We start from the raw sequence: 24,999 nt of genomic DNA, 5'->3' as shown, positions 1-24,999 counted from the left end.
GATGTCCGGTGATTCCGCCACGGTGCGCCGTGGGCGCCCACCGCAGACGCAAGAGCAGGCCGAGGAGGTCCGCGCCAGGATCGTCGAGGCGACTGCTGCCGTGTTCGCGCGCCATGGTTCGCGCGGTCTGAGCGTCGCCCAGATCATCGAGGAGGCCGGGCTGGCCAGGCCCACCTTCTACCGCTATTTCGGCAATGCCACCGAGCCGCTGCACGCGGTGCTGACCGCCTCCAACGACGGTCTGGTCGGCGGGATCCGTGCGGCGCTGACCGGCACCGACGAACCGGTCCAGCTGGGTATCCGGCTGATCGACGCCTATGTCGACTGGGCCCGCGGCCACGGCCCGATGCTGCGGCCTCTCTTCGCCGAACTCCACGACCCCGGCTCCCCCGTCTCGGCCTACCGCGAGCGCGCCCTCGACGACATCCGCGACCTGGTCCGCAAGACCTTCGAAGAACTGGGCCGCCCGGTCCCCGCTCCGCTCGACATGGACGCGGCTCTGCACGTCTGCGAATACATCGTCTACCGCCTCTCCGCGGGCACCGAACCCGGCAGCGACCCCGACCCGGCCCTGGATTCCGAAGCCCGCATCACCATGATCCGCGTCCTGCTGGTCACCCTGGGCACCCGAGACGACCTCGCCTACGCCATGGAACTCCCCGGCCTCTTCCCCGACGCCTGACCCGCGCTCACCCCGAAACCGGCTCCGCCGCGGCCGGTGGAGCTGAAGTGCTCGGCGAGGGCGAGTCCGATGGCGCGCAGTGCGTCCGGGTCTGTCATCCGTTCGTGCCGGACGGGAATGCGGTGTTCGGTGATCCGGCCGGTGATGTGGTCGTGCCAGGCCAGAGCCGGCGAGGTGCCGTCGTCTGTGTCCTCCGCGGCGGAACTGAAGTAGATCAGGTCACCGTCGAAGTGCGCGGGCCGGTGGTTGCGGGTGTGGTCGACGAGCCGCGTGTAGTCGCGGTGCAGGGTCACGAGGTGCTCGGGGGTCAGGGCGGTGAAGAGTCCGCCTTGCCGGTGCAGCAACTCGGCCGCGACCTCCATGGTGAGCTCGGCGGGGAGCTCGGCGGCGGTGAGGCCGCCGAACTCGGTGAGCAGGTCCACGACGGTGGGTGTCGGAGTGTCGATGCTGCGGGCGGTGACGACGCGGGTGTCCATCATGGCCAGGGTCGCGACGGCCTCGCCGGCGCGGCGGAGCCGGACGGCGATCGCGTGGGCGATGGTGCCGCCGAGCGAGTAGCCGAGCACGTGGTAGGGGCCGTGCGGCTGGACGGACCGGATCTCCCTGACGTAGCGGGCGGCGAGGTCGTCGAGCGTGTCGAACCGTGCGGTGGGGTCGGTCAGCGTCGGGGATTGCAGCCCCAGGACGGGACGGTCGTGGTCGAGGTGCTGCACGAGTCCGCTGAACCCCCAGGCCAATCCGATGGCCGGGTGGACGCAGAACAGCGGTGCCTCGGAGCCGGCGGCACGCAGCGGAAGCAGGACCGAGAGCGCGTCGCCGGGATCTTGTTCGTCGAGGCCGCGCAGGCGGGCGTCGATGCGGCGGGCCAGCGATTGCGGAGTCGGATCGGTGAAGACCCACTGAATCGGCACGTCGGCACCGGTCGACTCCGCCAACCGCGCCACCAGTTGGGTGGCGGCCAGCGAGTTGCCGCCGAGGGCGAAGAAGCCATCGTCGACGCTGACTCGTTCGATATCGAGAGTCTGGGCGAAGGCGTCGCAGACGGTGGCCTCGAGCGGAGTGGACGGCGACCGGAACCGCGCGGGTCCCCGTTCGGGTGCGGGGAGGGCTTTGTAGTCGAGTTTCCCGGTGGGGGCCAGGGGGATTCGGTCGAGGGTGAGGATGGCGGTGGGGATCATGTGCGTGGGTAGCCGGGTCGCGAGGTAGCCGGTCAGTGCGCCGGTGTCGGGTGTGGTGTGCGGGGTGGGGACGACATAGCCGGTGAGCTGGTCGGTGCCGTTGGGGTGGGTGTGGACGGTGACGGCGGCGTAGGTGATGTCGGGGTGGCTGCGCAGCGCGGCTTCGATGTCGCCGCGTTCGATGCGGTGGCCGTGGATCTTGAGTTGCAGGTCGCTGCGGCCTTTGTAGTGCAGTGTTCGGTCGGCGGTCCAGGTGACCAGGTCGCCGGTGCGGTACATCCGTGTCCCCGGCGGCCCGTAGGGGTCGGCGACGAACCGGGCCGCCGTGGTGGTGTGCTGATTGTGGTAGCCGCGGGCGAGGCCCGGTCCGGACACGTACAGTTCGCCGGCTACGCCGGGTGGGACGGGACGCAGCCCGCGGTCGAGGACGACCGCGGTGAATCCGCGGGTCGGGCCGCCGAATGCCATCGGGCCGTCGTCGGTGGTGGTCCGGGGAGCGTCGGCGCAGCTCATGATGGTGGTTTCGGTGGCACCGTAGGAGTTGATCACCGTGCGGCCCGGTATCCACTGTCGTGCCAGGGCTGGTGGACAGGTCTCGCCGCCGAGGATCAGGGTGCCGAGCGTGTCGAGTTCGTCGGGGGGCAGCGAGGCGAGCACCGTCGGGGTGAAGGCGGCATGGGTGACGTGTTCGGCCTTGATCGACTCGGCCAGTGCGGCGCCGGCGACCACCGGCGCGGGGGCGAGAACCAGGGTGGCGCCGGCGGCTGCGGCGCTGAGCAATTCGAGGACCGAGACGTCGAAGGTCAGCGCCGCGGCGGCCAGCACGCGCGAGGCCGGGGTGAGGCCGAACCGTTCCCGTGTTTCGGCGGCGAGATCCGCGATCCCGCTGTGGGTGACCAGGACACCTTTGGGAATCCCGGTGGAGCCCGAGGTGTAGATCAGGTAGGCCGGGTGCTGTGGCCGCAGCGGGCTCGTGCGGTCGGCGTCGGTGATCGCGGTGGGCGACGCCGACGCTGTCGCCGCGGCGAAGGAAGGGTCGTCGAGGGCGAGCCATCTCGTGGTGTCCGCCAGCCGGTCTCGGTGGGCGCCGAGGGTCAGCCCGGCGGCGGCACCGGAATCGGTGAGGATGCGGGTGATCCGGTCGTGCGGATGGGTGGGGTCGATCTGGACGAACGCGCCGCCGGATTTGGCGACCGCCCACACGGCGATCACGGCGTCGAGAGAGCGCGGTAACGCGATGGCCACCAACGATTCCGGTCCTATGCCCGCGTCGATCAGTACTCGCGCCCATCGGTTGGAGGTTTCGTCGAGTTCGCGGTAGGACAGCCGAACACCGTTGCAGACCACCGCTTCCGTGTCCGGCGTCATCGTGGCCGTCAGCACCTGCGGCAACACCGACATCGCCGCACCGGGGCGGCCGCGAACGGGCACCAGCGTGGCTCGCTCGGCCGGCGACAGCAGCTGCAGCCGGATCAGCGGGAGGTCGATGTGTTCGGCGATGGTGTCGAGCACTCGCAGCATGCGGTCGGCGATGACGTCGATCTGGTGCTGTGTGAACAGTTCCGGCAGATACTTGAACGTCAGGTGCACCCGGGTGTCGTGGTGGACGACGAGGCCGAGCGGATAGTGCGCGGCGTCCCGGCCGTGCACGTCGAGGACATGCATTCCCGCGATGTCGGTGTCCGCGGACAGCCCGGCCCGATCGACCGGGTAGGACTCGAGAACGGTCACGGTGTCGAACATCGCGCCGGGTCCGGCCACGCGCTGGATCTGCGCGAGCCCGAGGTGCTGATGGTCGAGAAGCGAGGCTTGCTCGGTTTGGATTCGCCGCAGGAGCTGGGCCAGGGTTTCGCGGTGGTCGAGCCGGATCCGGACGGGCACGGTATTGACGAACAGCCCGACCATCGATTCGATGCCGGGGATCTGCGGGTGGCGTCCGGAGACGGTGGTGCCGAAGACCACGTCCTCGCGCGCGGTCGAGGTGGCGAGCACGATCCCCCAGGCGGCTTCGACGACGGTGTTGAGCGTGGCCTCGTGCCGGTGGGCCGCCGCGAGCAGGGCCGCGGTGCGCTGTTCGCTCAGCCGCACCCGGACTTCGCGGGCGGCGATGGTGGTCCGGCGGCCGCGGTCCGCGGGCGCCAGCAGGGTCGGCTCGGCGGTGCCCTCGAGTGCACGCGCCCACGCGGCTTCCGCCACGTCCTGGTCCTGGGCGTTCAGCCACCTCAGGTAGTCACGGTAGGGGCGCACCGGGGGCAGCACCGTGGCGTCGCTGTCGCCGGCGTAGAGGGTCAGCAGTTCCCGGATCAGCAGGGGCGTGGACCAGCCGTCGATCAGGATGTGATGCATGCTCACCAGCAGCCGGTACCGCTGAGGCGCGGTGCTGATCAGCGTGAGTCGCAGCAACGGTGCCGTGGTGACGTCGAAACAGGCGCGGCGGTCGGTGTCCATGAGCTGTTCGAGCGCAGCGTCGACGTCGTCACGCTCGGTCCAGTCGAGCGCGGTGAACGGCACATCGACCTGCCGGTGCACCACCTGGACCGCTGCGCCGACGCCCCTGCGCAGGAACGCGGTCCGCAGGTTCGGGTGCCGTCCGAGGAGAGTCTGCGCCGCGCGGCGCAGCCGGTCCGGGTCGACGCGCCCGCCGAGTTCCACCCAGAGTTGCACCAGGTAGGCGTCGACCGTGCCGTCGGCGAGCTGGGCGTGGAACAGCAACCCCGTCTGGAGCGGCGTGAGTGGCCAGATGTCGTCCAGCGTCGAGCGCCCGGCCTCGAGCTGGTCGATCGCCTCCTGGTCGAGGTCGACGAGGTCGAGGTCGGAGGGAGTCAGCCCACCGGCCCCGGGTCGGGACGCGTGGGTGGCCAGCGCGGTGACCGCGTCGCGCCACAGTTCCGCGAGCTCGGTGACTTCGGCGGGGGTCAGCAGGCCGGTCGGATACTCCCAGGCGGCGCTCAGAGCGGGCCCGTCCGAGGTGTCGATGGTGACCGCGTTGATGCCGAGCAGAGCTGCAACGGGTGCGTCGGGGTTCTGGACGCTGCCGCCGGCGGTGTCGTCGCCCGCGGGCAGCCATCCGGCATCACGCAACGCTGCGGGGGTGGTGTCGAGCCGACCGAGATAGTTGAAGCTCACCTGAGGGGTGGGCAGTGCACGCAGGATGGGCGCGGTATCGGCGTTGAGGTAGCGCAGCAGCCCGAAGCCGATCCCGTGGTCGGGGACCTGCCGGAGTTGCTCCTTGACCGACTTGACGACCGCCGCCGCGGCGGCCCCGGCGGCGAACGCGTCGTCGATATCGATATCGGACAGGTCGAGCCGCACCGGGTAGTTGGTGGTGAACCATCCGATGGTGCGGGTGAGGTCGGCGCCGGGGAGCACCGTGTCGTGGCGGCCGTGGCTTTCGAGGGTGAGCAGCGTCTCGGTGACGGCGGTGCCGCGGCGGCGCTGCCATCGAGTCAGCGCCAGCGCGAGCCCGGCGACGAGGGCGTCGTCCACGTTGCCGTGGAACGCCCGGGGCAGGGTGGTGAGGACGGCGCGGGTCACCGCGGGAGGTAGGGCCACCTCGACAGTGGCGGCGGTGGCTTGCACGTCAACGGCCGGATCGATCGGGCGGGCACCGATCGGCGGATCGGCGGCGCCGAGCGTGGACCGCCACCAGTCGAGTTCGTCGAGGCTCCCGGCGGCGGTGTTCAGCGCATGCGCCCAGCGGCGCATCGAGGTGCCGACCGGCGCGAGCCCAGGCCGTTGCCCGACACTCAGCTGGGCCCAGGCCGCGGCGAAATCGGGAATGAGGATCCGCCACGACACGCCGTCGATAACCAGGTGGTGTGCGACGACGAGCAGCCGGCCCGGCTGTCCGGCCCGGTCGAACCAGACCAGCTGCAGCGTGACCCCGGCCGCCGGGTCGAGGCGCTCGGCCGCGGCATTCACCTCGGCGTCGAGGAGCGCGGCGAAGGCGCTGCTGCCGGGTGCCGTATCCACGGGCACGCGCCGGATCAGTTGGGCGGCGGGCCCCGCGGTCGGCTGCACCCGCAGCGCCCAGCCCGAGCTGTGCGCGGGTTCCGGGTGCAGGCGGGCCCGCAGCATGTCGTGGTGGTCGATCACCGCCTGGACGGTGTCCTCGATGCCGGTGGCGTCGATGCCGGCCGGCAGCGTGAGCAGCACCCACTGGCAGAACCGGTCGAAGCCGCCGCGCTCGAACATCCAGCACATGATCGGCGTCAGCGGTATCGGCCCCACACCCCCGCCGGGCAGTTCCGCGGGGAGGGCGGTCGCCGCCGCGCTGTCGTCGAGAACAGCGATCTCGGCCAGCCCGGCAACGGTTTTGCGCTCGAACACCTCGCGCGCGGAGAACGCCACACCGGCCGCCCTGGCCCGGGTCACCAACTGGATCGACATGATGCTGTCGCCGCCGAGGGCGAAGAACGAATCATCGAGACCGACCGTGTCGATTCCCAAGACCTCGGCGAACAGTCCCGCCAGCGTCGTCTCCACCTCGGTGGCCGGTGCCCGGAATTCGGCTCGGCCCGTGGTGAAGTCCGGCTCGGGCAGTGCGGTGCGGTCGACCTTGCCGTTCGCCGTCACCGGCAGCGCATCGAGCACCACGACGGTCGCGGGCACCATGTGCGAAGCCAGCCGCTCGCCGGCGAACGCGAGGACCGCGGCCGCGTCGAGGTCGGCGGCGGGCTCGGACTCCACGTACCCGATCAACCGGTCGCCGATGACGGGGTCCCGATGCAGCGTCACCACCGCGTCGGCCACGCCAGGACAGGCCACCAGCGCCGATTCGACCTCGCCGAGCTCGACGCGGAAACCGCGAACCTTGACCTGGAAATCCGACCGGCCCACGTAGTCGAGCGCCAGACTCCCGTCCGGTAGCCGCAGCCACCGCACCAGGTCGCCGGTCCGATACATGCGCTGTCCCGGGCCCGCGAACGGATCGGCAACGAACCGCGACGCGGTCAAACCCCTCGCGTTGCGGTAACCGCGCGCCAGACCCGGACCCGCCAGATACAACTCCCCGACGACCCCGAGCAGCACCGGCCGCAACCACCCGTCGAGCACGACCTGCCCGGTCCCGCGAATCGGTCCGCCGATCGTCACCGCCGCGCCCGGCGCCAGCGGCGGACCGGCATCGGTGAGAATCGTGGCCTCCGCCGGACCGTAGGCGTTGAAGAAGCTGCGGCCGGGTGCCCACCGCGACACCAGTTTGGGTGAGGGCACCTCGCCGCCGACCACGACGGTCCCGAGGTCATCGAGCCCGTCCGGATCGACCGTCCCCAAGGCCGCCGGAGTCAGCACGGCGTGGGTCACCTGCTCGCGCAACAGGATCTGTGCCAGCTCGCCCCCGCCGTAGACGGTCGGCGGCGCGATCACGAGTCGCCCGCCCGCCCCGAATGCCCAGAGCTGTTCCAGCACCGCCACATCGAAACTGGGTGACGCGAAATGCAACACCCGGGCACTCGGCCCGATGCCGAATCGCGCACATTGTTCGGCCACCAGATTCGCCAAACCTCGATGCGACACCACCACCCCCTTCGGCACACCTGTCGAGCCGGATGTGTAGATCACGTACGCCGCAGTGCCTGCCCGCACCGGCGATGTTCGCTCCGCATCGGTCACCGGCCCCGCGGGCACCTCCGCGACCTCCGCGGCGAACGCCGGCTCGTCGAGAACCAGCCACCGCACCGGCCCGGGCAGCCGAGCACACCACTCCGACAGGGTGATTCCCACCGCCACACCCGAATCGGAGAGCATGTGCTCGACCCGGGCGGCCGGGTACTGCGGATCCACCGGGACGAACGCTGCCCCCGACTTGACCACCGCCCATACCGCCAGCACCGCTTCGACCGATCGCGGCAATCCCACCGCGACACTCGCCTCCGGCCCCACCCCCTGACCGATCAACACGCGCGCCAGCCGATTCGACTCCGCGTCCAGCTCGCCGTAGGTCCACCGCCGATCCCCGCAGACCACGGCGACCGCCCCCGGATCCCGCTGCACCGCTGCCGCCAGCAACTCCGGCAACACCCGCTCCGGCAACGCCGGAGCACCCGACACCGGCGTCAACTCCCGGCGGTCTGCCGGGGCGAGCAGATCCAGCCGGGCCAGCGGCAGATCCGGGTCGGCGACGGCGGCGCCGATCACGTGCAGAACCCGCTGCAGGGTCGCCGCCATCGTGTCCCGGTCGAAAAGTTCGGGCAGATACTTGATTTCCAGGTGCAGTCGCGTGTTGTCGATGCGCGCGATCACGGCCAGTGGATAGTGCGCGCCGTCGGTGCCGGTCACGTCGAGCAGCCGCATACCGCCGATGTCGGTGTCCGCGGTCAGCCCACCACGATCGATCGGGAAGGATTCGAACACCGTGATCGTGTCGAATACCGTCCCCGGCCCGGCCACCCGCTCGATGTCGGTCAGACCCACGCAGTGGTGATCGAGCAGCGCGGCCTGCTCGGCCTGGATCCGGTCGAGCAGTTGCCCCATGCGCTCGGCGGGGTCGAGACGGACGCGCACCGGCAGTGTGTTGATGAACAGCCCGATCATCGATTCGATGCCCGCGACCTGCGCCGGCCGCCCGGACACCGTGGCGCCGAACGTCACATCCTCCCGGGATGTCAACGCGCCCACCACGATCGCCCATGCCATCTGGATCACGGTGTTGACGGTGATGCCACGGGCCCGCGCGAGGTCGGTCAGCGCCGCGGTCTGTTCCTCGGTCAGTTCGCCGAGCACCGCACGCAATCCGGTGTATCGGCGGCCGGGGTCGGCCGGAGCCACCAGGGTCGGTCCGTCGGTGCCGTCGAACGCGCGGGTCCAGGCGTCGAGCGACGCGGCCGGGTCCTGCCCGGCGATCCACGCCAGGAAGTCCCGATAGGGCCGTACATCCGGCAGTATCGCGGGGTCGCCGTCGGTGGCGTAGAGGATCAGGAACTCCTTGAGGAGCAACGGCGTCGACCAGCCGTCGAGCAGCAGGTGATGATTGGTCAGCACCAGCCGGTAGTGCTCCGGCTCCGTGGTGACCAGCATCCAGCGCAGCAGCGGGGCACGAGCCGGGTCGAACCGGGTCGCGCGGTCCGCGGCCATCAGCCGATCCCACTCGCGACGGCGGGCACCGTCGTCCAGCCCGGACAGGTCGATCTCCGACCAGGGCGCCTCGGCGTCGTCATCGACCACCTGCACCGGTCCCGCGGCGGTGTCGGTGACGAAGGCGCTGCGCAGATTCGGATGCCGGTCGAGCAGTACCTGCCCGGCTCGGCGCAGCCGCTCCGGATCGACCTGACCGCGCAACTCGAGGACCAACTGCACCAGGTAGGCGTCCATCGAATCCTCGGACACCAGCGCATGGAACAGCAACCCCTCCTGAAGCGGAGTCAACGGCCAGACATCGCTCAACGCCGGATAGCTCGCTTCGAGTCGCTCGATCTCGGACTGTCCGAGCCTGACCAGCTCCAGATCCGACGGCGTCCGCCCGCCGGACCCGGCGCGGTGGATGTGTGTCGCCATCGCGGTCAATACCCGGCACCACGATTCCGCCACCGCGCGCACCTCGTCGACGGTGAGCACCCCCGCCGGATACGACCAGACCGCCCGCAACCGCGGCCGGCCCGCACTGTCGAGGGTGGAGGCATGGATGTCGAGCACCGCCGACACCGGCATATCCGGATTCTGCGCACCGGCGAGATCGTCGTCCACCGGCATCCATCCGGCCGACTGCCTTCCCTCGGGAATCCACGTGGAGACGTAGGTGAACCCGATCTGCGGCGTCGGCAGCGTCGCCAGTATCGGTCCGGTGTCGTCGTTGAGATACCGCAACAAGCCGTAGCCGATCCCGTGATCCGGGACAGCGAGGAGCTGTTCCTTGACGAACTTGACCGCCGCACCCAGCGCCGGCCCGCCGGCACACGCGTCGTCGAGATCGATGCCCGACAGATCCAGGCGCATCGGATAACTCGTCGAGAACCAGCCGACCGTCCGCGTCAGGTCCGAGCCGGGGACGACGCCGTCCGCACGGCCGTCCCCGTCGAGACCGATCACCACATCCGTGAGCGGGCCACCGGCGGTCGCCGTCGCGCGCTCGCGCCGCCATGTCGTCACCGCTATCGCCAGCGCGGCCAGCAGTCCGTCGTCCACACTGCCGTGGAATGCCGCGGGCACCTCGGTCAGCAGCGCCTCGGTCACCTCAGCCGAGACTTCGACCTCGACCGTGCGGACGGTGGCAGCCACGTCGATCGCGGGGTCGAGGGGCCGGGACCCGAGCACCGGATCGTCCCCGACGGCCATCGCCTGCCACATTTCGAGTTCGGCGGCCCGCTCCGGGAGCCGGGCCGCCTCGACCAGCCCGTGCGCCCACCTGCGCATCGATGTCGCGACCGGGGAAGGATCGGGTGGCTCGCCGGACGCGATCCGCGCCCACGCGGCCGCGAGGTCCCCGACCAGCACCCGCCAGGAAACCCTGTCGATCACCGAATGATGCACCAGCACCAGCACTCTGCCCGGCTCCGCCGCTTCGGCCGGATCGAACCAGACCACCTGCAGCACGGTCCCGGCGCCCGGATCGAGCCGGTCCGCGGCGGCAGCCGACTCCGTCGCCGCCGACACACGGAATTCGCCGCTTCCCGGCTTCCCCGCCATCGCCACCCGGTGGACGACGTCGTCGGCTCGAACCCTCCCGACCGGCAGCACCTCCCACGTCCAGTTCCCCTCGGCGCCTTGGCGCAGCCGCGCGCGCAGCATGTCGTGCCGATCGAGGACCGCCTGCACCGTGCCCACCAGCCGCTGCTGGTCGATCCCGGCAGGCAGACCCAAAACCATTGCCTCTGAGAAGCGGCCGAACCCCGACTCCGCGCGTTCGATCAGCCGTCGCATGCTCGGCGTCACCGGCATCGGCCCGACACCTCCGCCAGGCAGTTCCTTCGGAAGCCCGCTCGCGGCGGCCCTGTCGCGGACGGCGATCCCGGCCAGCCCGGCGACCGTTTTGCGCTCGAAGACGTCGCGTGCGGAGAACACCACACCGGCCGCCCTGGCCCGGGTCACCAGCTGGATCGACATGATGCTGTCACCACCGAGGGCGAAGAACGAATCATCGAGACCGACTGTGTCGATACCCAGTACGCCGGCAAAGGATCTGGCGATCGTGCGTTCGACAGGTGTTTGGGGTTCCCGGAACGGTGTGTGGTCGGCGAATACCGGATCCGGCAATGCTGTACGGTCCAGTTTGCCCACCGGCGTCAACGGAATCCGGTCCAGCACCATGATCGAAGCCGGAACCATATAGGACGGCAACCGGCCGGACAGATAATCGGCGAGTATCGCGGAATCGACCGAATGACCAGGTGCGGCAATGACATACGAAACCAGCGAAACAGCCCCGGAATCGTTGTGATGGCCGATGGTGACGGCGAAACCGACCGTATCGTGCGCGGCGAGCGTCGCATCGATCTCGCCGAGCTCGATCCGCAGACCACGAATCTTCACCTGGAAATCGGACCGGCCGAGATGCTGGATCGTTCCCTCGGCCGTCCACCGGACCACATCGCCGGTGCGATACATCCGTTCGCCGGGCATCCAGGGGCACGCGACGAAACGCTCGGCGGTCAGGCCTGCCCGGCCATGGTATCCACGGGCCAGCAGCGGACCCGCGATATACAGTTCACCCGCCACACCGACCGGCACCGGTTGCAGCCGTTGATCGAGCACCCATTCCGAGACACCGCGAATCGGGCCACCGATCGTGACCAGCTCACCCGCCGCCAACGGAGCGCTCTGGTTTGTCGTGATCGTGGCCTCGGTCGGACCATATTCGTTCACCATGTCGCGAGCGCTGCCCCACCGCTCGACCAGCTCGGTGCCGTAGTCCTCACCACCGACCGCGAGGTGTCCCCAGTCCGGTAACGGCCAACGGGTGTGATCGATGGTGGACAGTGCGGTCGGTGTGATGAGGACGTGGCTGACGTGCTCGTGGTCGAGTAGTTCGGCGAGTTCGTCGCCGCCGTAGACATCGCTGGGCGCGATGACCATGGTCGCGCCCGCGCACGTCGCCAGCAGTAGTTCCAGTACCGACACATCGAAGCTCGGCGACGCCAGAAACAAAGTACGGGAATCGGATTCGATGTGCAGGGCATTCTGGTGCTCGGTGGCGCAGTTGCGGAGTCCGCGATGGGTGATCGCGACACCTTTGGGCAGCCCGGTCGATCCGGAGGTGTAGATGACGTAGGCGATGTCGTCGATACGCAGCGGGCGCACCCGGTCACTGTCGGTGACGGAACGGTTCTCGCCCTCGTCGAGATTGTCCGGTGTCAGCCACTCGATATCGTCGGGCAACGACATGCGCACCGATGCCACGGTCAGACCGATCGCGGCTTTCGAATCGGCCATCATGTGCGTGATGCGTTCGCCGGGGTAGGTCGGGTCGATCGGCAGGAACGCGGCTCCCGACTTGGCGACAGCCCATACCGCGAGCACGGAATCCGTGGAACGCGGCATTCCGATCGCGACGACATCTTCCGGACCGACACCTCGTTGGATGAGTAACCGGGCCCATCGGTTCGACCGCTCGTCCAGCTCCCGATAGCTGAGCTGCTGCCCCTCGAACACGATCGCGGTGGCGTCGGGATCCCGTGCGGCAGCGGTGGTCAACAAGTCGGCCAACGTGGTGGGCGCTGTCATGGGCGCACCGGAATGTGCCAGCAGATCGGCTCGTTCGGCGGAGTCCAGTATCTCGACGGCCCCCACCGAAACGGTCGGATCGGTGGCGACCGACTCGAGTATCAGAATCCACCGATGTATCAGCGCATCGATCGTCGCGGGGTCGAACAGATCCGTGGCGTAGGTGACCGCAACTGCCATATCACCGTTGATGTGGTTGTCCGACAGCACAACCTGCAGGTCGAAGCGAGACACTTCGTTGGGCAGGTCGAGCACCGAGATGTCGAGACCGGGCAACGCCAGCCGCACCTGTTCCAGGTTCTGGAATGCCAGCAGCACCTGGAACAGCGGGTGCCGGGACGGAGAGCGTTGCGGAGCGAGTTGATCCACCAGTTGTTCGAAGGGAACGTCGGCGTGTCCGAAGGCATCCAGATCGACCTGTCTGATCCGGTCGATCAGGTCGGTGAACGATTCATCGAGATCGATGCCGGTCCGCAATACCAGCGTGTTGACGAACATGCCGACCACGTCGTCGAGTTCGGCCGCGCCACGCCCGGCGATCGGTGTGCCGATCGGAATATCGGTGGTTCCGCTCAACCGGGCGAGCAGGACCGCCAGCGTGCTGTGGATCACCATGAACAGTGATGCACTGTGTTGCCGCGCCAACGTTCCCAAGGCCAGGATCAGCTCGGCATCGACCGTGTAGCCGATGGTGGCACCTCGATGGGACGCCACCACCGGCCGCGGCCGGTCAGCAGGCAGACGAAGTTCCTCGGCAACTCCGTCCAGGGTTGCGGTCCAGTACCGGATCTGCTGGGCGCACAGCGATTCCGGATCATCGGGCGAGCCGAGGGCAGCTCGTTGCCACAGTGCGTAGTCCGCGTACTGGACGGGCAGCGTTGTCCACGAGGGGAGTTCGCCACGGATCCGTGCGGTGTACGCGGTCGTCACGTCGCGGGCAAGGGGTGTCATGGAGAAACCGTCCGCGGCGATGTGGTGCACCACGACGGCCAGCACGTACTCCGGCTCCGCGCTACCGGCAGCGCGGAACAATCGGGCGCGCACCGGCACCCGAACGCTCACGTCGAAGCCTTCGGTGACGAATTCGGTGACCGCTGTGTCCAGTTCGCTCGGCGGTACCGAGACCAGGGCCAGTTCGGGGTCTACCTCGTCGGCGGGTTCGATCAGCTGGATCAGCGTTCCGTCGTGGTCCGGATACCGCGTCCGCAACGACTCGTGCCTGCGCAGCACGTCGACCACGGCCGATCGCAGGGCGTCGACGTTCAATTCGCCGGTCAACCGAAGGGCGATCGGCACATTGTATGCCCCCGAACCGGTGTCGTACTGGTTGAAGAACCACATCCGCTGCTGGGCTGGTGCCAAGGGCACGAGATCGGGGCGGTGCCCGGCGATCAGTGGTGGGCGTTGTCGCCTGGTGCCGGAATACTGCCGTACGCGGGTCGCGAGCGCCGCTACCGTGGGGGCCTCGAACAGCAGCCGCACCGGAATCTCGGTATCCAGCGCGGCCCCGAGTCGCGCTGCGACCCGGGTCGCGACAACACTGTCGCCGCCGAGGGCGAAGAACGAATCATCGAGACCGACCATGTCGATACCCAATACGCCGGCGAAAGATTCGGCGATCGTGCGCTGGATCGGTGTCTCGGGTGCCCGGAACGGTGTGCGATCGGCGAAGACCGGATCCGGCAATGCCTTGCGATCCAGTTTGCCCACCGGCGTCAACGGGATCCGCTCCAGCACCATGATCGCGGACGGGACCATATAGGACGGCAACCGGCCGGACAGGTACTCCGTGAGGATCGTGGTATCGATCGAGTGACCGGGCGCGGCAACAACATACGAAGCCAGCGACTCGCCCCCGGAATCGTTGCGATGGCCGATGGTGACGGCGAAACCGACGGTCTCGTGGGCGGCGAGCGTCGCGTCGATCTCGCCGAGCTCGATCCGCAGACCACGGATCTTGACTTGGAAGTCGGACCGGCCGAGGTGCTGGATCGTTCCCTCGGCCGTCCACCGGACCACATCCCCGGTGCGATACATCCGTTCACCAGGCATCCAGGGGCACGCCACAAAACGCTCGGCCGTCAGGCCTGCCCGGCCATGGTATCCACGGGCCAGCAGCGGACCCGCGACATACAACTCACCCGCCACACCGACCGGCACCGGTTGCAGCCGTTGACCCAGCACCCATTGCGAGACACCGCGAATCGGGCCGCCGATCGTGACCAGCTCCCCCGACACCAGCGGGGCGGACATCGTCGCGGCAATGGTGGTCTCGGTGGGCCCGTACTCGTTGAACACGCTGCGGCTGCCGTTCCAGCGTTGAACCAGCTCGCTGCCGTAGCTCTCGCCACCGACCAGCAGACATCTCAAATCCGGTAGGGGCCAACGGGTGTGGTCGATGGTGAACAGCGCCGTGGGTGTGATGAGGACGTGGCTGACCTGTTCGCGGTCGAGCAGTTCGCCGAGTTCGTCGCCGCCGTAGACATCGCTGGGCGCGATGACCATCGTCGCGCCCGCGCACAAAGCCAGCAGTAGTTCCAGTACCGAGACGTCGAAGCTCGGGGAAGCCAAATGTGCAGTACGGGAATCGGATTCGATGCGCAGGGCATTCCGGTGCTCGATGGCGCAGTTACCGAGTCCACGGTGGGTGACCGCGACACCTTTGGGCAGCCCGGTCGATCCGGAGGTGTAGATGACGTAGGCGATATCGTCGACACGCAGCGGGCGCACCCGGTCACTGTCGGTGACGGGACGGTTCTCACCCTCGTCGAGGACCTCCGGTGTCAACCACTCGATGTTGCCAGGCAACTGAGTTCGCACCGACGCCACCGTCAGACCGATCGAGGTTGCCGAATCGGTCAGTATGTGCGTGATGCGTTCGCTGGGGTGGGTCGGGTCGATCGGCAGGAACGCGGCTCCCGATTTGGTGACAGCCCACATCGCGAGCACGGATTCGGAGGAACGTGGCATACCGATGGCGACGACATCCTCCGGGCCGATCCCACGCTGGATCAGCAGTCGGGCCCATCGATTCGACTGCTCGTCCAGCTCCCGATAGCTCAGCTGCTGCCCATCGAAAACAATCGCCGCGGCCTCGGGATCATGTGCGACTGCCGTGGTCAACAAGTCGGCCAGCGTGGTGGGCGCCGCGGTGGGCGCACCGGAGCGCGACAACAGATCGGCTCGCTCGGCGGGCTCGAGGACTTCGATCATCCCGACCGATACCGTCGGATCGGTGGCCACCGACTCGAGTAACCGAATCCACCGGCGCAGCAGCGAATCGATCGTCGCGGCATCGAACAGATCCGTGGCGTAGGTGACGGCGACCGCCATCCCGCCACTGTCGTTGTCCGACAGCACAATGTGCAGATCGAGCGGAGGTACCTCGTCGGGCAACTCCGGTTTCATCCGTTCCAGATTCTGGAATGCCAGCATCACCTGGAACAGCGGATGGCGGGACTGCGACCGCTGCGGCGCGAGTTGATCCACCAGTTGTGCGAACGGAACGTCGGCATGCTCCACGGCATCCAGATCGACCTGCCTGATCCGGCCGAGCAGGTCGGTGAACGATTCATCGAGATCGATCTCGGTCCGCAGGACGAGCCCGGCTCCGTCACCCGGTGCGATCGGCATGCCGATCGGGATATCGGTCGAACCGCTCAACCGGGCAAGCAGCACCGCCAGCGTGCCCTGCATCACCAGCAACAGTGACGAACCATAGTGCCGCGCAAACCTTTCCAATGCCTGCGTCAACTCGGCAGTCACCGGGTAGCTGACGGTGGCACGCCGATTCGACAGCACCACCGGCCGCGGCCTGTCGGCCGGCAGCCGAAGCTCTATGGGAAGGTCCGCGAGCGTGGCCCGCCAGAACGCCAGGTTCTCGCGTCGGCGCCGTATCCCGGCGCCGTGGCGGGCGCTGTCGGGGTGGACCTGCCCGAGATCGGTGTCCGGCGCGGCGGCGGCGAACGCGTCGAGGAACTGCACGAATCTGGTGTAATGCGCCGACAGTTCGGGGCCGGTGTAGAGGTTGGGATTGGCCATGAAGTGGAGGATCGTCTGCGGCGGGTTTCCGGCCTGGTACAGATCGACCAGCAGATCTTCGACCGGCCCGGAGCTGAGGATATGGAATTCCGCGGTCATCGACCCGAGCCGGAGTTCCTGGGGGAAGAACATGACATTCACCACCGGGCCGGCGAAACGCCGCTCCCCGTTCTTCCCCGCGGCGGCGCGAATGTCGGTGAGGCCGCAACGCTGGTGCCGCAACGCTCCTACCAGGTCGGCCTGCACCCGCCGCACCAGCGACGCGACCGTGTCCCCCGAGCCGAGCACGATCGGCAGCGGCACAACATTGACGAAGACTCCCCCGGACCGCCGCAACACCGCGGTGGTGCGACCCGAAACGGGAATATTGACCACGACCTCGTCCCGGCCGGTCATCCGGGCCAGATAAGTTCCGAATGCCGCGATCACCACCGCCGCCGGGGTCGCCTCCAGCACTGTCGCGGAATGACCGATCCGTTCCACGGTCACGGTGGGTAGTTCGGCTCGTGCGACCACACTGTCCGCGCGCGGGGGTGCGGACCCGGCGGCCAGGCTGGACTCTTCCCCGACATCGGCGAGTCTGTCCACCCAGTATTCCTGGTCGCTGGTGAACCGCGTCGACTCCCGGTAACTGCGGTCGGCCTCGTAGAGAGTGCGCAGGTCCGCCGCCCGATTCGGCTCTGCCGTCCGGCCCTCCACCGCCGCTGTGTACAGCGCTGCGACCCGATTCACAATCGTCATCGCGGCGTAGCCGTCCACGGCGACGTGGTGAACCCTGAGGTACCACAGGAAATGCCGATCCCCGACCCACACCACCACCCAGGCGACCAACCGGTCCCGGGTCATATCCAACGGCGTGGTGTACTCCCGGCGCATCCACTGCAAGGCCGCCGCCATGGGGTCCGGTTCACCACGCATATCGATGACCGGCCCCCGCGAAGCCAGTGCCGGGTCGAACAACTGATACGGCTCACCGTCGACCTCTACCAGCCGTAAATACCCTGATTGGAATTCGTGCCCCGTTTGAATCGACACCTCACGCAGAATCTCGAGATCCAGATCCCCATGGAACTCGAGATACTGTGCCTCACATATCGGCACGTCCGGGCTCAATTGTTGCGCCAGCCACAGCCCTCGCTGCCCCGCAGACAGCGGTACCGGCTGAGTGACCGAATTGTACGGAAACTGCGGTCGCACAACGGTCATCAGTCACCTCCAGACCCTACCGGGCCAGTGTAAGACGACCGATCAGCTGGCGCGTACTCCAAACCAACTATCCACACCGCGACGTAATGAATAAAATTTACGAAAGTGATACGCAGCGCTACTTCGATACCCCACTGCAATTACTTCGACCCCCAATTGCAGATTGCCTCTGCGACACTCGCCGTCGTCTACTACTCCCCAGAACTGATGATCTGTTCGATATTGCGCTCAGCCAGCGCGCTGATCGTCAACGACGGGTTCACCGTTCCGCAACTACCGGGCACAGCCGCCCCGTCCATGACGTACAGGCCCCGATAACCGACCACCCGCCCGTACCCGTCTGTCGCGCGGCCGAGCACTGCGCCGCCCAGCGGATGTGAGGTGATGGAGGCGTTCCCACCAGAGCCCGGTGGGCCGATGGGTACGCAGTCGCAGGCCGCCTTGTCGTTGATTTCCTGCGCTCGCGCGAGGTAGCCGGCAGCGCCGTTCTCCGGCCAGTGCAGGTCCACCCGCCCGTTGGCGGGGTTGTAGACGAACCGGCCTCGGGTGTCGTCGAGCACCATGCCCAGCGATCCGAGCGTGCCGACGTCGAACGGCGGTGCGCCGGGGATGTACCAGTTCTCCAGCGACACAGGTGCGCCCGCCTCGTCCAGAATCCGGCTCGCGGACGGCGCGCCCTGCGTGCCCACCTCGAGTGAGCTGAGGGGCCGGGCCAAGCCGACATCGCCGTTGCTGCCCCAGCCCTCGCCGATGTGCTCGTTCAGGTTCGGCAGCGCGCCGGTCTCGCGCGCGCGCACCAACAGCTCCGAGGTGCCGATCGAGCCCGCACCGAGAAACAGCTTGTCGCAGGTCAGCGTCCGGGTTCGGAGCACCTCGCCGGTAGGTGCCAGTTTGGTCACGCTGACGACATAACGACCCGACGCTCCCGGTTCCTCGGCGATGGCGTCCACCCGGTGGCCGGGGTAGATCCGGGCACGCCCGGTGGCCTCGGCATAGCGCAGGTAGTTCTGGTTGAGATCGAACTTCGCGCCGTTGGAATTGCCGAGGTTCGAACAGCCGATTGTCGCCGACGGCAACGATCGTCCGGCCAGCTCGTCGCGGATGATATGCCAATTCCACATGCCGTCGATGCGCTGCGGCGCGTAGCCGGCCGCGCGGACCTGACCGTCCCAGGCCCGCGAGTGCGCGAACGCGATGGAGTGATAGATGTCGTCCGGGATCGGGCTCGGTCGCAAAGTCTCCCGAACCCTGGGGTAATAGACCTCATGCATCTCGCGGTAGTCGACCACACCGCCGAACACATGGTCGAAGAACCGCTGCTCCGGCTCGATCATCACCCCGGTGAACACCACCGAGCCACCGCCCACACACGCACCGCGCCACACGTCGATGCCCGGGTAACTGGAGATGTCGAGGACCCCGCCGAACGGATCGAACGCGACGGTATTCCCGGTCGGGCCGGTAAAGGTGGTGCGATGCCAGAAGCCGCGGCCATCCGGAATCGTGTCGACGGCGAAAATGTTGCGCCACGGATCATTCGGCCAGCGCGACCCGCGCTCGAGCACGGTGACCTCGGCTCCGGACTGTGCCAGACGCAGCGCGGTGATCGACGCCCCGAACCCCGATCCGATGACGATCGCAGGCACATGGTCGGCCGGATCCGGTAGCGGCGCGAAGATCTCCGGCACCAATGCGCGGTACAACAACGCATTCGGGCCCAGGCGGTAGTCCTGCGCCCACGCCGGAGACGTGGCCGTGGCAAGCATCGTCGCGGTCAGGCCGACGCCCTTGATGAAACCGCGTCTGTCCATCGTGCCCCTCACCTGATTCGCATGGTCAAGGCTTGCCGATTCAGGCTAGCCGAGAATTAGCCAAATGTGCCTAGGCGCTCTACCATGGGGAGATCCTGCGTGGGAGGTGACGGCGAATGTTGACGCGCGCATGGTTTCGGTGGCTGGTCTTACATCGCCTGGCACGGACCTATCTCCTCATGCCGGCGCATCGCGGCGATCCCCTCGCGCAGATCCTGGCCGGTCCGGATCGCGGGCGCGGCTCGCCGCGCGCCGTCGAGGAAATCCGGCAGCAGGGCCGGATGCCCACCGTGACGAACATATCGAAGCTGCGCGTCACCGCGGACCACGAAATATGCCGGCTCATCCTGCGGGACCGTCGCTTCGGCGCGGTCTCGCCCAACAGCCGGGCCCTGCCGAAGCTGATGCGCTGGGTGTTGACCAAGACGGATCTGGAACTTCCCAACCTCGCCGAACCGCCCTCGATGCTGGTGACCGATCCGCCGGAACACACCGTCTACCGCCGCTTGGTCGGGCAGGCATTCGCGCCGAAGGCGATAGCCAAACTCCGGGAGCGGGTTGTCGAAGTGACCGACGACCTGCTCGACGGCATGAAATCGACGCCGCGACCGGATCTGATCGACGACTTCTGCGAGCGGTTGCCCATCGCGATCATCGCCGAGCTGCTCGGGTTGCCCGCCGAGATGCATGCCACTCTGCTGAGGTGGGGCGATACCGGTGCGCCGCTGCTCGAGCGAGGCCTGACCTGGGCCACTTTCCGCCGCGCCGTCGAAGATCTGGCCGAGAGCGAGCGGTACTTCGACCAGCAGATCGCCAGGCGCACCGACGAACCCGGCGACGATGTGCTCACTACGCTGGTGACGGGTGGCGAGCTCACCCACCGCGAGCAGGTGGCCAACGCGGCCCTGCTGCTGGACGCCGGATTCTTGACGACGGTGAACATGCTCGGCAACGGAATCGCCCTGCTGACAAGACATCCGGAACAGCTGGAGATGCTGATGGCGCGGCCGGAGCTGTGGCCGGGCGCGGTCGAGGAAATCCTGCGCTACGACGGTCCCATCCGGATCACGGGCCGCATCGCGAACAGTGACATCGACATCGCCGATCAGCACGTCGAATACGGTTCCCTTGTCCTGCTGTTGCTGGCGGGCGCCAACAAGGACCCCACCGTCTTCCCCGATCCCGAACGATTCGATGTGACCAGACCCAATGCCGCGGAACATCTCTCGTTCAGCAGCGGGGTGCACAGCTGCCTGGGATCCAGCCTTGCCCGGCTGGAAGGCACCATCGCGCTGCCTGCACTCTTCGAGCGGTACCCGGATCTACACCTGGACGGCCCCCCGATCCCGCGTGGCCTGGTGAACCTGAACAGCTACCGCTCCATGCCCGCCACCCTGTATGCCGCCTAGCTGTGCCGCACACAGAATCTCCACAATTGACGACGCAACCCTCCACACCCGCTCGCTAGGGTCTGACCATGGAACTCAGTGGGGGCGGGACAGGACAGCCCGCGCGTCGGATCCTCGTCGTCGACGACGAGGTGACGATCGCCGAGTCGGTCGCGGCACGGTTGCGGGCCGAGGGGTTCACGGTCGACCTGGCCCATGACGGTCCGGGTGCGGTGGCAGCGGCTGCCGCGGGGGAACCCGATCTGGTGGTGCTCGATGTGATGCTGCCCGGTTTCGACGGGCTCGAGGTGTGCCGGCGCATCCAGGCCGACCGGCATGTCCCGGTGCTCATGCTCACCGCCCGCACCGACGAGACCGATCAGCTGGTCGGGCTGGGTGTCGGCGCCGACGACTACCTCACGAAACCGTTCTCGATGCGGGTGCTGGCGGCCCGCGTACACGCCCTGCTGCGGCGCGTCGACCGGGCCACCGAGCGCGGTGACAGCGCGATCGTCGTCGGTGATCTGCGCATCGACCTCGACGAGCGGCGGGTCTGGCGCGGCGCCACCGAGGCCAGGCTGACCCCGCTGGAGTTCGATCTGCTGGCCCGTCTCGCGCAACGGCCCCGGGCGGTACTGGCCAGGGAGCGGTTGCTCGAGGACATCTGGGATTGGTCGGACGCGTCCGGTACCCGCGCGGTCGACAGCCACATCAAGGCCTTGCGCCGCAAACTCGGCGCCGATCTGATCCGCACCGTGCACGGTGTCGGCTACGCCCTGGACGCGCGATGAGCGAGTTGTTGTCGGCCGAGCCGCCGCGCACCTTCCTCGATCGGGTAGCCGACCGGATGCCGCGACCACTGGACCCGCTGCGGTCGATCAAGCTGAAGCTGGCCGTGCTGATGGTCTGTTCCGGTGCGGTCGCGTTCGCCTACTTCTGGTTGCGGATCGGCTGGCTGCCGACCTTCACCACGCTCACCGCCATGATCATCGCCCTGGTCACCTCGCAGTTCCTCGCGCACGGCATCACCCGCCCACTGCGCGAGATGACCGCGGCCGCGCGGCGAATGGCACACGGCGACTACAGCTTCCGGGTCAGGGCCAGCTCCCGCGACGAGGTGGGTCAGCTGGCGACCGCGTTCAACCAGATGGCCGCGGATCTGGCCGCGGCCGACCGGCAGCGCCGCGACCTCATCGCCAATGTCTCCCACGAATTGCGGACGCCGGTGACGGCGCTGCACGCGGTCCTGGAGAACATCGTCGACGGGATCAGCGAGCCCGATCCGGCGACGCTGCGCACCGCGCTGGCCCAGACCGAACGACTCGGTCTGCTCGTCTCCGAACTGCTCGATCTGTCCAGTATCGAGGCGGGCGCGTTCACGCTGGACCGCGAAAACCTGCCGCTCGCACCGCTGTTGGCGGAGGTGATCGCCGAGGCCGAGGTGATGACGGCCGCGCTCGGTCGCGGTGTCCGCTTCACCACCTCGATCGAACCGGCCGATGCCACCGTGCACGCCGACCGGGCCCGGCTGCACCAGGTGCTGTTCAACCTGCTCGACAATGCCGCCAGGCACGGCCCGGCGGGCGGTGAGGTCCGGGTCTCGGCGCACGCCATTCCCGGGGCGACCGTCCTCGAGATCTCCGACGACGGTCCCGGCATCCCGGAAGCCGACCGCGCCACCGTCTTCGACCGTTTCACCCGGGGCGGCCGCACCGACGGCGGCGGCACCGGCCTCGGCCTCGCCATCGCCCGCTGGGTGATCGACCTGCACGGCGGCACCATCGCCGTCGCCGACCCCGGCTCCCGCATCCGCGTCGTCCTGCCCGCGGACTGACCCGACCACATCCTGGCACACCATCCCGGACCTCAGGGTCCCGGGCCGATCCCGCACACCCATCGGAGGGGACATCATGACCGAAAAGCCCGCGACCCCGCGAACACACGACGAACCGGAAGCAGCAGTCACCGTCGCCGAGAAGGCGAGTTCCGGCACGACATCGCCTGCAGGACAAGTTAGTACCGAGGCACCACAGCCGTGGACCGCGGGCTGGCAAGCCGCCGCCACGCCGCCGCCAGGCCCGATGCCACCACTACCGCCGCCACCTCCCCCGGTCCCCCAGCGCTGGCAGCGTGTCGCCCGACCGGCCGGCGTCCTCCCCGCTGCCGCCGTGGCTGGAATCGTCGGCGCGACAGTGATTCCGGTCGACCGCCCCGGCATCGGCTGGCTCCTGGCCGGTGGCGTGATCACCGGCGCCCTGTGCGTTGTCGACTACCGCGCCCGCTCCCGCAACACCGACGACAATCCTGCGGAATCCAGCACCGAAACCACGAAGAGCGCTGCGGCAGAAGCACACTCGACGACTCCGGCGATGCCGGCGACAGCCGACGATCCACCCTCGTCCCCCGAGCACCCCACGATCGCTGCCCCCACGCCCGCGACGATCAACCCCACGAACTCCCCCGCCTCTACTCAATCGACCACACCTGGCAGGGACACGCGTACAGCTGTATGGACCGGGTCGACAGGTGAGGCCACCGCGAAAGTTCAGGCCGCGGCGCAGACGCCCGCGGGCAACGCTCAGGATACCGCGTCGACATCGGCTGTCGAGGAGTCAGCCGATCAAGAAGCGGACTCTGTCCCGAGCACCGGCGAAGGCCACACCTCGTACTCAGCAGCCGGGAAGCCTTCGCCTGCAACCCCGCCCGGCGACTCCTCGCGCACAGCACCCGATATCGCGTCGCCAAGCGCAACCGTCCAGAAGCACGCGCAAGGCGCTGACGACGCCACCGGCCGTGGCAATGCGTTGAGCGTCGAGCCCGTCACCGCTCGCGATCGCCTGTGGTGGACCGTTGCCGCACTCGTACTGCTCGGGGTCGGCACGGTCCGCGCCGCCGGGTGGTTGTTCGCGCTGTGTGTGCTGGCGGCGTGTGTCGCGGGTTCCCTGGCGGTGTTGGGCCGGCGGACCTCGCGGGGCGTCGTGCTCGACATGGTCGCGGTGCCGCTGGCGTCGTTCGGGGCTGTGCCGTGGGCTTTTTCGGGGTTGCGGGAGGCGCGGCCCGCGGAGCTGTCGAGTGTGCGGCGGTGTGGGGTGTCGGTCGCGGCGACGGTGGCATTGCTCGTGGTGTTCGTGCCGTTGCTGGGTGGCGCGGATGCGACGTTCGCCGACCTGTTGAGCGGGTTGGTGCCCACCGTGGACGCGGCGACCGCCTGGCAGTGGATTCTGCTGTTCGGCGTGGTCGCCGTGGGCGCGCTCGGTGCGCTGTATCTGCTCGCGGGTCCGCCTGCCGCTGCTGCGGCGGCGTCACCGCGGCCCGCGCGGTTGTGGTCGCGCAGTGAGTGGGTGCTGCCGGTCGGTGCGCTGACCGTGCTGTTCGGGGTGTTCGTCGGTGCCCAGTTCGTCGCGCTGTTCGGTGGTGACGACTATGTGCAGCGGACCGCGGGCCTGACCTATGCCGAATACGCCCGCAGTGGGTTCTGGCAGTTGTCGGCGGTGAGCATCCTGACGCTGGCGGTGATCCTGGCGGTGCTGCGCTGGTCCTCGCACGAGACGGCCGCCGACCGGCGCTGGCTGCGGATTCTGCTGAGCGCGGTGAGCGTGCTGGCGCTGGTGATCGTCGGGTCGGCGCTCGCGCGGATGTGGACCTATCAGCAGGCGTACGGGTTCACGGTGCTGCGTCTGCTGGTGGAGGTGTGTGAGCTGTGGGTGGGCGTCGTGTACGTGCTCGTCCTGGTCGCGATCGCCCGGTTGCGGTGGAGGTGGGTGCCCCGCGCGGCGGTCGGCACCGCGCTCGGCACGCTCATCGCGCTGGCGATCCTCAATCCGGAACATCTTGTCGCCGAACGGAATATCGATCGCTGGGAGAACGGAAAGCGCCTCGACACCGCCTACCTGAGCAACCTCTCCCCCGACATCATCCCCGCGCTGACGCAGCTGCCCCCCGAGCTCCGCACCGAGATCGAGGACTCCATCCGCGCAGACCTCGACGACGACCACTGGTGGTCCTGGAACTTCTCGCGCAGTTCCGCCCGCTGACCG

General features: G+C 68.3%; 7 protein-coding genes. 5 read left to right on the top strand and 2 right to left on the bottom strand.

The genetic code is table 11. The features are described 5' to 3' along the window. Nucleotide 1 precedes the first annotated feature (1 nt). Nucleotides 2-682, top strand: a complete 681-nt coding sequence (locus ACFVAV_RS10780; protein ID WP_379033261.1) for a TetR/AcrR family transcriptional regulator — start codon at nt 2-4, stop codon at nt 680-682. On the opposite strand, the gene ACFVAV_RS10775 is transcribed toward ACFVAV_RS10780, so the two are convergent. Further along, nucleotides 643-17,763, bottom strand: coding sequence for an amino acid adenylation domain-containing protein (locus ACFVAV_RS10775; RefSeq protein WP_379033258.1), 17,121 nt, complete (start codon nt 17,761-17,763; stop codon nt 643-645). The genes ACFVAV_RS10780 and ACFVAV_RS10775 overlap by 40 nt on opposite strands. A gap of 191 nt (nt 17,764-17,954) precedes the next feature. Further along, nucleotides 17,955-19,574, bottom strand: a complete 1,620-nt coding sequence (locus ACFVAV_RS10770) for a GMC oxidoreductase (protein WP_379033255.1) — start codon at nt 19,572-19,574, stop codon at nt 17,955-17,957. Between the two features lie 116 nt (nt 19,575-19,690). Here ACFVAV_RS10770 and ACFVAV_RS10765 point away from each other — a divergent pair, with 116 nt between their 5' ends. The 4 genes from ACFVAV_RS10765 (at nt 19,691) to ACFVAV_RS10750 (ending at nt 24,996) form a co-directional block, all read left to right on the top strand. After that, nucleotides 19,691-20,983, top strand: a complete 1,293-nt coding sequence (locus tag ACFVAV_RS10765; RefSeq protein ID WP_379033253.1) for a cytochrome P450 — start codon at nt 19,691-19,693, stop codon at nt 20,981-20,983. Between the two features lie 68 nt (nt 20,984-21,051). Continuing rightward, entirely contained in the window at nt 21,052-21,753 is a 702-nt protein-coding gene (locus tag ACFVAV_RS10760; RefSeq protein WP_379033250.1) for a response regulator transcription factor, read from the top strand. Then, nucleotides 21,750-22,796 carry an ATP-binding protein gene (locus ACFVAV_RS10755; protein ID WP_379033247.1) on the top strand — a complete coding sequence of 349 codons (1,047 nt, stop codon included), beginning with the start codon at nt 21,750-21,752 and terminating at the stop codon, nt 22,794-22,796. The genes ACFVAV_RS10760 and ACFVAV_RS10755 overlap by 4 nt, the downstream gene beginning before the upstream one ends. A 76-nt stretch (nt 22,797-22,872) precedes the next feature. Next, nucleotides 22,873-24,996: a DUF4153 domain-containing protein gene (locus ACFVAV_RS10750; protein ID WP_379033243.1), complete on the top strand. Its 2,124-nt coding sequence runs from the start codon at nt 22,873-22,875 to the stop codon at nt 24,994-24,996. Nucleotides 24,997-24,999 lie beyond the last annotated feature (3 nt).

Source organism: Nocardia sp. NPDC057663 (assembly GCF_042799895.1).
Classification (GTDB): Bacteria; Actinomycetota; Actinomycetes; order Mycobacteriales; family Mycobacteriaceae; genus Nocardia.
This window is presented reverse-complemented; position numbering and strand designations above follow the sequence as displayed.

Bases quoted from the DNA above. Each gene is read 5' to 3' on its own strand.
- ACFVAV_RS10755 (WP_379033247.1), top strand. From the start codon at position 21,750: ATGAGCGAGTTGTTGTCGGCCGAGCCGCCGCGCACCTTCCTCGATCGG.
- ACFVAV_RS10780 (WP_379033261.1), top strand. From the start codon at position 2: ATGTCCGGTGATTCCGCCACGGTGCGCCGTGGGCGCCCACCGCAGACG.
- ACFVAV_RS10750 (WP_379033243.1), top strand. From the start codon at position 22,873: ATGACCGAAAAGCCCGCGACCCCGCGAACACACGACGAACCGGAAGCA.
- ACFVAV_RS10770 (WP_379033255.1), bottom strand. From the start codon at position 19,574: ATGGACAGACGCGGTTTCATCAAGGGCGTCGGCCTGACCGCGACGATG.
- ACFVAV_RS10765 (WP_379033253.1), top strand. From the start codon at position 19,691: ATGTTGACGCGCGCATGGTTTCGGTGGCTGGTCTTACATCGCCTGGCA.
- ACFVAV_RS10760 (WP_379033250.1), top strand. From the start codon at position 21,052: ATGGAACTCAGTGGGGGCGGGACAGGACAGCCCGCGCGTCGGATCCTC.
- ACFVAV_RS10775 (WP_379033258.1), bottom strand. From the start codon at position 17,763: ATGACCGTTGTGCGACCGCAGTTTCCGTACAATTCGGTCACTCAGCCG.